This window comes from Spirosoma flavus (assembly GCF_054778555.1).
In genome coordinates, this window is the sequence record NZ_BAAGZL010000008.1 from 59634 (window position 1) to 72376 (window position 12743).

General features: G+C 46.7%; 8 protein-coding genes. 2 read left to right on the forward strand and 6 right to left on the reverse strand.

Annotation, left to right across the window (positions count from 1 at the left end; translation table 11 throughout):
- Window positions 1–115 precede the first annotated feature (115 nt).
- Window positions 116–1660 (reverse strand): RagB/SusD family nutrient uptake outer membrane protein, encoded by a 1545-nt coding sequence (locus tag ACYVF1_RS28830; RefSeq protein WP_461085557.1) that lies wholly within the window; start codon window positions 1658–1660, stop codon window positions 116–118.
- 20 nt (window positions 1661–1680) lie between these two features.
- Entirely contained in the window at window positions 1681–4740 is a 3060-nt protein-coding gene (locus tag ACYVF1_RS28835; RefSeq protein ID WP_461085559.1) for a SusC/RagA family TonB-linked outer membrane protein, read from the reverse strand.
- 363 nt (window positions 4741–5103) lie between these two features.
- On the opposite strand from ACYVF1_RS28835, the gene ACYVF1_RS28840 reads away from it, so the two are divergent.
- On the forward strand, window positions 5104–5988 hold the full coding sequence (locus ACYVF1_RS28840; protein ID WP_461085561.1) for an AraC family transcriptional regulator: 885 nt from the start codon (window positions 5104–5106) through the stop codon (window positions 5986–5988).
- Window positions 5989–6381: 393 nt separating this feature from the next.
- On the opposite strand, the gene ACYVF1_RS28845 is transcribed toward ACYVF1_RS28840, so the two are convergent.
- Window positions 6382–7308 carry a hypothetical protein gene (locus ACYVF1_RS28845; RefSeq protein ID WP_461085563.1) on the reverse strand — a complete coding sequence of 309 codons (927 nt, stop codon included), beginning with the start codon at window positions 7306–7308 and terminating at the stop codon, window positions 6382–6384.
- 594 nt (window positions 7309–7902) lie between these two features.
- Entirely contained in the window at window positions 7903–8886 is a 984-nt protein-coding gene (locus ACYVF1_RS28850) for a site-specific integrase (RefSeq protein WP_461085565.1), read from the reverse strand.
- 247 nt (window positions 8887–9133) lie between these two features.
- On the opposite strand from ACYVF1_RS28850, the gene ACYVF1_RS28855 reads away from it, so the two are divergent.
- Window positions 9134–10117: a site-specific integrase gene (locus ACYVF1_RS28855; RefSeq protein ID WP_461085567.1), complete on the forward strand. Its 984-nt coding sequence runs from the start codon at window positions 9134–9136 to the stop codon at window positions 10115–10117.
- Between the two features lie 467 nt (window positions 10118–10584).
- Here the strand turns inward: ACYVF1_RS28855 and ACYVF1_RS28860 are convergent, their stop codons facing one another.
- Complete coding sequence (locus ACYVF1_RS28860; protein ID WP_461085569.1) at window positions 10585–10953, reverse strand: hypothetical protein; 369 nt, start codon at window positions 10951–10953, stop codon at window positions 10585–10587.
- Window positions 10954–11236: 283 nt separating this feature from the next.
- On the reverse strand, window positions 11237–12700 hold the full coding sequence (locus ACYVF1_RS28865) for a redoxin family protein (protein ID WP_461085571.1): 1464 nt from the start codon (window positions 12698–12700) through the stop codon (window positions 11237–11239).
- Between the last annotated feature and the right edge of the window lie 43 nt (window positions 12701–12743).

Here is a 12743-nt window from a genome sequence, read left to right on the forward strand (position 1 = left end):
ACATGCCAACGCTTCCTAATTCGAACTGGTTTGTAGTTACAATTTGCCCACCTGATCTGGCTTGAACCTTAGACCAGTAATCAGAGACAATTGAATTTATTCGTTCGCTATCAACCTAATAGCCTGGATTCTGCACTAGTTTTGAATTTATTTGCACTTCCCGGAATGGGATTGGGTCAAACAGCTTTTGCGGAGTAACGGTGAAGGCTGATGGAAGAATCCAGCCGTATTTAGCCTTTAGTCGGTTGCCTTTAGCCGTTGCGACTTCAATGGCTTTGCCAATTCGGATCAGGTCCTGCCAGCGATGATTTTCGAAGGCCAGTTCGTGACGCATTTCATTCGAAACGGTTTCCAGCGTAGCGGTCGTTGCATCCGGCAAACCAGCTCTACGGCGAACCATATTCAGGTAGGGCAAAGCCGCACCTGCTTTGTTTTGCTGAACGAGGCACTCAGCCAGCAATAGTAGCGCCCCTGAATACCGATAGACAGGAAAATTATCGGGCGTATTGAAGGCGATGTCGTAAGGCGGGTGAAAGTATTTCCGAATCATGTACCGGTAGGCTTTTCCAGCTTTTGGCGTATAATTGACAGGAGAACCAATAAAGTCAGCCGTGAAATCTTCCACACCACTGATAACGCCTTCAACGACGGCAATCGAAGCGGGAAGCCGAACGTCCCCCTTTTCATAGGAAGCCACCATTTCGTCCGTCGGTACGTTCCAGCCGCTGAAAATATTCATTCGGCCGCCATCAAAACCCATCAAAAACTGAGGATTCGTCATTTTGGGCATAAACTGCCAGGCAAAATCGCTTTGCTGTCCACTCACCCGATCCGCCATATACTGCACATCAAAAATGGATTCTTGATGATTTTTATTGGCCGGATCAAATACTTTCGCATAATCGGCCAGCAGCGCGTAATTCATTTTGGTAATGTCAACCAGTTCTTTTTCAGCAGCCGCATAATCTCGGGTTTCGCCTGACATCAGCGCGTAAGCCAGCAGCATTTTAGCCGCTCCTTTTGTTGCCCGTCCGCTTTGCGGGAAAGTAGTGACCGTAGGCAGCAGGTCGATGGCGCTTTTTACATCCGTTTTGATTTGAGCGTATACCTCTGCTGGTGTGTTTCGGGCTTGAAACGACTCTTCTGGATTCGCCACTTCTTTTAATTGAAGAGGAACTCCGCCAAAATGAGTAACCAGGCCGAAGTAATAATAAGCTCGTAAAAAATAGGCTTCTCCCAGAATTGAATTCTTCACATCAGTCGATAAACTGGTATTGGCAGCCAGCCGATCAATGATTGTGTTGACATAAGCAATACCCCGATAACTGGCGTTCCATCGACTACCCGGCGCATTCGGGATACTAGAAACGGTTGCATCGATGGTAAACTGCGGAAACGCTTCTCTTGATTTTTCCAGACCACGGTTTGCCTGATAAATGGTAAAGAAGGTATTGTCTGAGCGCATTTCATCATCATATACACCCACATTAGTCAGTTCCCGCAACGGCGTGTAGGCTGCGTTAACGGCCTGTCTGAACTGATCCTCCGTTTGAAAGTAGGTGGCCGAACTTAAATTAGTTGGTGGCGTAAGGTCCAGAAAACTGTCTTTACAGCCGGCCAGTAAGACGGCTACAACCCCAAAAAAGATTATTTTTTTCATGATCGTCAGAAAGGTCAGGGTCAGAAATTAACGTTAACGCCAAGGGTGTACACTCGTGCAATGGGGAAGGCTGTGAAGTCACGACCCTGATTGAGCCCATTTAAACCTGCCAAACCAACTTCGGGGTTCATGCCCGGATACTTGGTAAACAGTACTGGGTTCTGCGTGCTGAAATACGCCCGGAAGCTTTTGATAGTCTTGTTGTTGCCGATTGGAATCAGATACCCGAGCGTAATATTCTTGACGGCCAGATACGTACCACTGAACACCTGACGGGTTGAAAAATTCCGAAAATCGGCCGTCGTGCCCGCCCGTGTTCTGGGATAAATGCCATCGCCCGGATTTTCGGGCGAACGCCACCGCCGGGCTACGCCTTTCCGCACGTTAAATACACCGTCTATATTTTCGGTTGACTGAAAAGCATCATCGGCAATATCATTCCCAACCGTTCCGGCAACAACAATGGATAAGTCGAGCTTCTTGTAGCTTAACGTATTGGTCATCCCGTAGACAAAGTCGGGATTTGGATCACCAATAAACGTCCGGTCATTGATGTCGATTTTTACATCCCCATTGATGTCTGCAAAACGAGCAGTACCTATCATCGACGTAGCCCCATGCGGCTGGCTATCAAACTCCTGCTGAGTCATGTATACACCGGTGTTGACGTAGCCATAAAAAAGGCCGATCGGATGCCCCACCGCAGTACGGTTGTCATCCCAATACTCCTGATACCCGCCAATGGGCGCATCGTTGGTGCCGAGTTTACGGACCAGGTTGCGGTTAAAGGAAATGTTGAAGCTAGTACTCCAGTTAAATTTTCCTTCTATATTCCGCGTATCAATGGCAAATTCGTGGCCCCAGAAGTCAAACCGGCCAATGTTTGATGAAACGGCGGAGTAGCCTGACTGGACAGGTATGTCGATGGCGTACAGAAGACCGTCTGTTTTCTTGTAGTAATAATCGTAGGTGAAATTAACACGGTTGTTCAGGATCGAAAGATCTAAACCCAAATCAAACCCCGTAGTCGTTTCCCAGGTTAAATTGGAATTTCCAATACCCGCTAGCACGCGGCCAGACGCCAATGCATTATTAAATACGTAGTTCGATGGGTTAACGCCAGCCAGGTACGTGTAGTTGCCAATGTTGTTGTTGCCAACCTGTCCATAACTCGCTCTCACTTTAAGAAAATCAATGAACTTATAGCGATTCATGAATTTCTCGTCGGAAACTACCCAGCCAAACGAAGCTGAGGGGAAAGTTCCGAATCGCTTATTAGACCCAAATCTTGACGAACCATCACTACGGAACGCCAGTGAAAGTAGGTAATTCCCTTTGTAGTTGTAATTCAGCCGGCCCAGATAGCTAATCAATGAATAATCACTGGCACCAACATTTCCAATGCGGTTAGCCGCTACGTTCAACCACTGGATGCTATTATCCGGGAACTGACTACCATTGATAGTACTGTTTTCCATGGTAACCTTCTGGGTCGTATAGCCAAGCAGGGCTTCCAGATTATGATTGCCAAAGGACCGGTTATAAGTCAGCGTGTTTTCCGATAGCCAGGATACATAATTGGCGGTATTATAACTACCACTGGCTGACGCGGCTGGTGTTGGGCCTCCCCGAATCGTTGAGGGTTGGAACAGCCGGTTGATATCATTACTGGTATTAATATTAATGCTGGACTTAAAATTCAGTCCTTTCAGTACCTGATAATCGACATAGGCATTGCCGGTGAGAACCATGTACTTAGCCGGATTCACCGTTTGCATAAGTACATTATAATAATTGGGTGTTGAGAACATACCCGGTGGGGCAAACCCGATCGGATAGGTCCCGTCGTCGTTTCTGTATTTCAGGGTAGGATCAGATAGATATGCCACTTGGATGATGTTACGTCCTTCGCCCAAACCGGGGGTTATATTGGTGACGTAGTGCGTAGCAGCCAGATTCAGGCCAAGTCTGAGCTTGGGGGAGACCGAGAAAATATTGTTGGCTCGAACTGTAAAGCGACTAGCGGAATTATTCAGCATTACACCATCCTGCTTATTATAGCCTAAATGAACGGCTGACTGAATGGTTTTGGCGTCGGTAGAAATAGAAAGATTATAATCCTGGATGGCTGCTGGTCGTAATAAGACGTTAAACCAGTTGGTACCATCGTTTGGACCGTATTGGGAAGGATTCTGGTACTGCTGCGGAACACCTCCTTTGTAGCCCTCATATAGAGCGGCATCTTCGTAATATTCCTTCTTAAACTGCGCAAATTCGGGGGCATTCATTAAATCGGGTTTTCCCCGGTCCGAAACCGACTGAACCCCGACAAAGCTGCTGAACTGAACATTCCGTTGTCCATTTTTCGCCTGCTTGGTCGTCACCAGGATCACGCCATTGGCCGCCCGTGAACCATAAAGCGAGGCCGCAGCCGCGTCTTTTAATACGGTAATTGACTCAATAGCATCCGGGTTTATTACGTTTAATCCACTCGTTGTAGGAAAGCCATCCACAACGATCAGAGGATTATTACCCGCATTAATGGAAGCGGCTCCCCGTATTCGGATACTCAATTCTGCGCCCGGCTGACCGGTATTCTGGTTAATTTGTACACCCGCCAGTTTGCCCTGAAGCCGCTGGCTGATGTTGGTCGCGGGAATGTCTTTCATTTCCGCTGCCTTTATGCTCGTAATGGCTCCCGTTAACTCACGCTTGGTTTGAGTACCGTACCCAACGACGACCACCTCACTTAAGTTGGTTTCATCAGGAACCAGTTGAATATTCAGCACATCAGCGTTGGCAATTTTCTCACTGCCAGGCTGGTAACCAACAAAGCTGAAAGTAAGAGTATTTCCTTTCGCTGCCGAAATAGAGAATTTTCCTTCAACGTCAGTGATCGTACCGGTTGACGTACCGGCGACAACTACACTAACACCTGGAAGCGGAGCCCCCTGCACATCCCGGACAGTTCCGGTGATTTTTTGAGTCTGTGCTACTACCCTGGCGTAGCTAAAAAGCAGGATAACTATCGTCAGGATGATCGAACGGTACGTCCAACCCCGATTGTAATATTGTCTCATAAGGCTAAGGTTAAAGGTCAAAAAATGAGAACCGTTACAGTAATTTTCTGATCCGAAATTACATTTTGCCAATACAGACAACCTATAAATAATCTATTTTTTTGTCAAAAAGTACAAAACAATGTTTAATCTTGGCAACTTGTACTTAACTCAGACAAGGAAATGAACCTATTTTTTCGCCAAACGGTCAATGCGTACCGAATCAGAAAGTCAAAAACGTTTTTGTTTGACTTTCTGATTCGGTACGCATTAACAGCCAGTTTGAAAACAAGATGAGATTTTTGCACAGTTTGTACTTTTTGATATTTACAATCCTGAAAGCAGTTTGTAATACCCTCAGGACTTTACTACCGGACAAAGGCCATGTCGAATAACTTTTTCAAATATCTAACCGTCGGTAAGACAGAAGAGAATTGGGGTTTATATGTAACCACAGTGGGCTACTCAAAAGTCGAACCGCATCAGCATTACCCCAACGAGCCTCATCCAGATAGTCATAAACTGACCTGGAACCGAGGAAGAATCCTAAATGACTATTACATCATCTTTATAACCAGAGGCAAGGGTATATTCGATGCGAAAGATTTGCAACCGACCGAAGTAAACGCGGGGCAGTGTTTTTTTCTTTTTCCGGGTGTGTGGCACCGTTATAAACCCGATGTGAAATCGGGTTGGGAAGAATACTGGATAGGTTTCAACGGATATTACATCCAGCAACTAATGGAAAACCTAAACTTTAATCCAGCCAAGCCCTTTGTAGACGTAAAGTCAAACAAAGAAATTCTGGTGCTCTTACACCGAACAGTTGATCAGGTGAAAGCTGCCAGCGTTGGCTATCACCAACAAATTGCCGGGATCACCATGCAGATAGTAGGGCTATTAAATACAATTTCGAAATTTAAAGATTATGATAATGACCCGGTAGGAAGACTAATAGCGAAAGCAGAGTTTATCTTACAAGAGTCCTACGAGACGCAGGTGGACGTAGAAGAGTTAGCCAGTCAGTTACCAATGGGATATTCCGCTTTCCGAAAAGCGTTTAAGCGTATAACCGGCGTCTCGCCTAATCAGTATCACCTTAATCTTCGCTTATCCCGCGCCAGAGATCTGCTTATCAATACCAATCTGAATATCAGCGAAATTGCCAATCAGACCGGTTTTGAATCGGTATATTACTTTTCAAAACTGTTCAAGAAGAAAAATGTGCTTTCACCCGTCGCTTTTCGAAAGCAGGATAGCATATCCTGACCTTTATCGTAAACGAGAGCCACTACATTTGTAAGTAACCGGAACGTATTGTCGAGGGACTCGACAATTAGTAAAAAACAATCGTCCCATAATACGCCCCATCATTGAGATAGATCTAGTTTCCGTACTGGTAAGTCATTCCTCATGAAATAAAGTCTCAAAATGCCATCTCACGAAACAAACCCAAAATCTCACATTCAAGCTGAGTTTGTGAGACGAAATATCTCCCTTTGGGTTCGAATTATTTACAAGGCGTTGTTGGCCAAAAGTCGCCAGTTAAGTTCTTAGTTTTTACTTATTGGGCACTAGTCGGAAAATTACCAAAGCGTCGCCGGGCCAGGTTGTTTGGTTATGCCCTATACACGTTTTACCACTACAGCCATGGCAGCTGAGCTAACCAACAAACTGGAGGAGGTGATTTAGTAATGGTGTTTTCTTCATCAACAATGGGTCGGGGTAATAAACCCGTTGGGGCGCTTTCTGAAGTTCTAATAGGCCAAACCAATGGCCAAACTGTTGGACAAAACGCCACCGGTACACCCGCTCAAATTCTAACCAATAACCCCTCAGTCGACCAGAGGGTATCGACTCTCGCAGGTGGGGAAAAGCCTGTTGGACTTTGTGGGCATAAAAATCCGTGTTGCGCCACTCGCTTCCGTAGCGATCGACCAGGTAAAGGGAATAAGCCCAGCCGAACTGCCCCGCCTGGGTCTGGGTATCATCCAAGTAAGCCCAGTTAAAGCGAAGAGTATAATCCTGGAATACTTGCCTGAAGCGCAACTGGCGTTCCTTGGCCATTGCCTGTTTACCCAGTTTAGTCAGCTGGAGGGCATTGTGCTGTTTCTTGGTATAAGGACTCAAAGTGAGGCAGACTTTCAGCGCCTGAAGAAAAGCGACATTATCTTCCGAGATCTTTTTAGTAATGCCTTGTTCAATATCATCCTGCACCAGCAGCTTACGCTCATACAGCTCTCGGCACAATGACAGGGGGAGATTGCCCTTGGGGGTAAGCTTGATGGTTTGATGGGTGAGCAACTGCTGATAGAGCACCTCCATCAACCCAAAGAAGGGAATTTGATCCAGCAGTGAATCGGTCAGTCCCTGGTTTAAAGCCAGACAGGACCCACTGCCTAACGGCTCGCTCAGCAGCGAATGCATTTGCTGAGGAGAGAGGCCTTCGAAATCGGGCTGGGGCTGCTGATTACGGGCTTGGGTAAAAGCAGCCATCTTCTGGTTTACTTCTTCCATCGACAAATGCCCTTTGGTGACCTCGGGATGAGCTGCAATAAAAGCTTGCCAAATTTCTTGAGCGACTCCCATATGAGCAGGTGCTAGACCGATTAGTGATTAAGGCAAAGATAAAAGATAGAGGGAATCGAAAAGCCAGCCCATCCCCTCCGGACAAAATTCACGTCAAGCTATTTGCGGGTTTGACCCCTTTTCACAACGCCCGTCCTGAAACGTGACAACGGGTAAGCTGACACGATGTAATATTCTCGACCTCCGAACATAGTAAGGGGAAAAATAAACATTATGGATTAGATTCAGTAAGTGCTTTCTGCGGAAAACAGTCTACAACAATTGATGAGTAAGCTAGATGAGGTTCGGATCATATTGCCTTTAGGTTAACTTATTAATCAGAAAATATTGTTTTGAAAATTGCTGATTTACAGGTCTATAATGACTAAATAGTTAATTAGTAAGCAAGCCAATTTGTAAACTGATTTATCAATTTACAAGTTGGCTTATAACGGTTAGCAAAGGTAGCGATAGATGTATTTCGGCTACTCCTACAGGGTCAAATTCTACTGGCTAGTCGCGTTGGTTAAAACAGGCTTGTGCCTGGAAGATCTGCGTTTCTAAAGCAGAGTGTATCCCCTTCTATTTGGTTGATCTTTCCAATTTATATCATGGCTAAAGTCCTAGTTTACCTGATGCATTGTGCTTGCGGATATTGCGCCTTCGATCATAGCGCTGGATCATCGTCGTGGTGCGGTGTTTGGTTTGATTCATCACCTCTAGGTCATCCGCTCCATTGGCTTTGGCAATGGTGACAAAACTTGCCCGTAGCGAGTGAGCCGTAAAGTGTTCGCCCAACTGTTGCTGCACGAGTAAGTTAACCCACTCGTCGGACAATCGATCTCCCGTGACTCGTTCCCCTTTCCGAATGCGAACAAATAAAGGACCATCCTCTCGACCTACAACTGTCAGCCAGGCTTGCAAGGCACCAATGGCGCAGTACTCCGCTTCGTTTGCATAAGACACGGCCTTTTCTTCGACTTCCCCGAATTGATTGGTTTTCGAGCGGTCCAGCCGGATGACCATACCCGCTTCGTCAATCAGGATGTGATTGACGTCCAATTGGGATAGTTCACTGCGTCGAAAAGCCCCGGTGAAGCCTAGTAGCAGAATGGCCCGGTTACGTAAACCGGTCGGCGTGTGGGGCAAGGCGTCGAGCGCCTGGCGAAACTGCTTGAGCGAAAAGTCAGGTGCCTGTTTCTGACGTACTGTCTTTTTTAGCTTGAAGCCTTTCATGAAGACCTTGAACTGCTCGTCTGTAGTTGGCGAGTCGAGGCGATGCTGGCGGTGAAGTTTAGCAACGCTAGCCAGGTGGCGTTGGATGGTGAAGAAGCTGCGGGTTCGTCCCAGAAAGGTTACGTATTCGACCAGAGCGACTGGTGACAAGGGCGTTGGCTCATAGCCGTTCTGCTGACACCAGGCCGAGTACTGCTTGATGTCGGTCATAAACGCCCGGTGTGAATTAGCCGATCCTTGCAGGCCAGCCTGCAAATACTCCCTGGCCTCCTGGTGGATTTGTTCATCGACCCGTAGGGAAAGACTTTGCCCTTGGGCTGGAATGATCGTCAGTGCTTGAGAACTGGTATCGGGTTGACTCATGGGTTGGAAAGGGATTGGTAAGTCCCGGCGGGGAACCGCGCCGAGGGGCCGAAGCCAGGGGAAATAGGTTTCAGTATTTAATTTTCCGAATGGAATCTATCAATAATGAGAAGTTTTAACAAATATAAGATTACTCGTGATAAGTATTAATTATCGCGAGTAATCCTATATTTGTCAAAAAGAGCACGTTCTGATCAAATTTGTTAAAAACCGTATTGATTTCAGCTTTCGTTCCCCTTTACAACTCATGAGCCAAACCGACAGTCCTTCCCAAGCCTTAGCGATTATTCCCGTTTCTGAACAAAGCTTGTTGTTGCGGGTCGATGAGCAGATTCACCAGGAGGCTAGCGAGTATTTGCGGGCAGGCCTGGAAGGTTCCGCCAATTCGCACCGAGCATTTATGACAGACCTCAAGCAGTACGCGGCATGGTGTGGTGAGAATAACTACCAGCCAACGCCCTTGTCGGCCGTATCGCTGGTGGAATACGTGACTTTTTTGGGACGGACGCGCAGCTACTTTACCATTCAACGACACCTGGCTTCGATTGCCAAACTCCATCGCCAGCACAAGGTTGAGTCGCCCACCACCGACGAACAGTTCAAGGTTTTTATGAAAGGCTTCAAGCTTAAAAAGACCGTTCGCCAGAAACAGGCCCCCGACTTTTCGCTCAAGCAGTTTCGCCAGGCCTTGGACGCCTTACCGCCAACACCAACAGGTATTCGTAATCGAGCCATTCTACTGTTGGGTTTCACCGGCGCGTTTCGGCGCAGTGAATTAGCGGCACTGGATGTGAATCATATCCTGATTGATGGGGCCGGCATGGTCATTCGAATGGACCGCTCGAAAACCAATCAATTCGGAGAAGTGGAAGAAAAGGCGGTTGCCTATGCCAACGAAGCGGAGTATTGCCCGATTGGGGCCCTGCAAGCCTGGCTGGGGGTTGTGGGTCGAGCGGAAGGCCCTTTATTTGTCAGGATCCGGAAAGGGGAACGCTTGACCGGGGAGCGACTTTCCGCTGAATGGGTTAATCTACTGGTTCAACGCCAACTGGGTGAAGCCTTTACGGCTCACTCGCTACGGGCCAGTTTCGTCACCATCGCCAAAGCGAACGGAGCCGATGATTTAGAAGTGATGAATCAGACCAAACATCGCACCACGACCATGATCCAGCGCTATGACCGACGTCGCAATATCCGCAAGCATAATGCATCGGGAAAATTGGGACTTTAACGACGTGCTAGGCTGAGTATGTAGGGGATAGCCAACTAAAGAGCCGGGCCACCGGGCGGGCAAATTTCCAGCAGCGGACGGTCGCCACGGAGGACCGTTTGTACCTAACTGATGAAAATTGCAACCATAATGTACTTCGTTTAGTCAGCAGTTTTGTACCAATAATTGGCCTGTTTTGTAGGAGCATTTCGTCTCACAAACTCAACTGAACTGTGAGAATTTGATTTTGATTCATGAGATGGCAATTTGAGACTTAAATTCCTACAGGATGATTTCGCCATGACAAGTACTGTATCGATCGACTCAGAAATCGGAGCGTGTAAAGGAACAGCCTTTAGCCTGATTCGCCATACATTAGCTAATAATTTAGTGTTCACTTGTGCGATTCGTTCACCCTAAATGGTATGGTAAGTAACGAAGCAACGAAGCTGACAAACTAGCCAAACAGAAAAATACAACGAGTTCACTTAATCGTCGTCACCGGGTCGGCGCAGGTTCATCTTATCGACTCGGTAATAGAGGCTCGGTGTAGGCTCGAGTGATCCAGTAACCCGTTGAACATTCCAGATCTGGTCGAAGGGGAGCAGGATGCGGCTCACCAGGCTAAAGTCGTGTCGGTTTAGATGCACATCGCAGACTAAACCCTCATCGGTTAGCGTAATGTTGTGGGCGGATTCCTGACTGATCCAGATGTGAGCAATGTACCAACGTTCGCCTTCACGCCCCTGGGTCAGCTGGTCATAGTAGTTAGCCGTTATCAGGAATTGATTGTTTGGATCGGCCCAATCTGCCAGGATGTCTTTCAACACAGCCATTAATTCAAGGTCAATTGCCATGCTCAGCTAACTTGTTTTCAGTCTGGTGCTGGTGTTACAAAGGCCAAGTTACGGTTAGTTCGGCTTTATTTTCCGTCCTTTGGTATAGTCAGTATCACTTCTTTACGATCAACTCATCGAACAGGTAACGCATGACTGGCTTCTACTTGAGACGAAAGCGCATTCATGTGTCTGATCCATAATCGGGGCGATTAAAGGAACAGTATTTAGCTTGATACTCTGGAATTTGACTAACATATTGTTCACTTATACAAAATTTTTAATAATGACAGCTGAGAGAGAATCAACGTATCCCGCCTGCTGTTATGGCTTTCTCAATCTTAGCGGCAATGCCTTGACTAGGACGGTCGGCGAAGTTTTCGATAATAGTTCCATCAGCACCAATCAGCACATAATGAGGATACGTACTCACAATGTATTTTTCACTTAACGTTTTTGTCCAGGCACGATTAGCATACAGATCAATGGTTTTTAAACCAAATCGTTTCGAGGCCGCTCTCCACTTGGGTACTTGTTGCGCATCGGCTGCTCCCGGCGTGCCAATGCAGATGCTAACAATTTTGACGGACTTATCCTTAAACTGCTCAACCAGTTTGTTTTCATAAGGCATTTCCTGAATGCATCCGCCACAGGTAGTGAACCAGAAACTTAAGTAAACCACCTGACCTTTGTACTGACTCAGCGTGACTAACGAATCATTACTATCGACTAGCGCGAAATTGGGTGCTTTGTCGCCAGCCTGTAGTAGCTTCACATTGCTACGGGCGCGTTGTTTGACATAATCGACCAAGTAGTGAAACTGAGCCGGGAATTGTTTATTAAAGTTTGTCTCAATCCAGTTTGGATTGTCTACTGAGCCGCTTAGCTCCCAAATCTCAAAAAAAGTACCCGCGCTTTGCCCCAATTCCTTTTTAGCATAATCGAGCAGGGCTTGTGATGAAAGTTTTAGTTGGTCTTGGCGCATCTGCCAAAAGAGTTGTTCCCGTAAAAAGCGCAGATAGTCATAGTGGTATAAGGCCGGCAGGTTCTTCATCTGGATTCGACTTTTAAAGGCGTAATAGGAAGCCGGAATTACCTGTTTTTTCTTTTGGTAGTCGGTCTGGTACCAAATCATATACACCCGAAGCCAGGCGTCTGCATACTTGAGTGCATTGGTTTCATACGTTTTGAACCAATCGGGTAAGGTGTGCTGCTTCTGATAAGCCGTCCAGAACTGAGCTTGTTTCTGGTAGGTTTCATCCATCATTTTCTGGAAAGGCACCAGATTGGCCGCCCGTATTCCCTCGTTCATGCAAGCTTGCAGAGGATCATCCAACACTCGTGTCTTGGCTTGATAATACTGTTGAGTGGCTTTGTTTTCGCCCTGGAAAGCGATCAACGGCTGAGTCGGGTCCTGCCCTGGTTTTGCTAGAATGGATAGATGAATGGTATCACCGGGCGCCCCCACGAGATGATATGTGGAATCGGCAACGGTGAGAAGCGATCGACCTACCGTTCTGAATGGGGTGTTTATATAAATCTCGTTTCGGTCAACGGTTATGGAGTCTTTAATAAAATTTGCATCATACCCCGGAAAGCTATGGTAGGTATTCAACTTTACGGGAAGGGTTTGGTCTTGAGCTACGGACTTAATGTGCACGGTAAGCACCCCCGTTAGATTCAATTTAGGAAGCAATGCTTCTTTAGACTGAACCCCACCGATGGTTACACTAAAAACGAGCATGAAAGCAGTCAGTAATGATTTCATTTTAGCTTCAGATTACGTGAGGTGACTGATAGTAGTAAGCGAA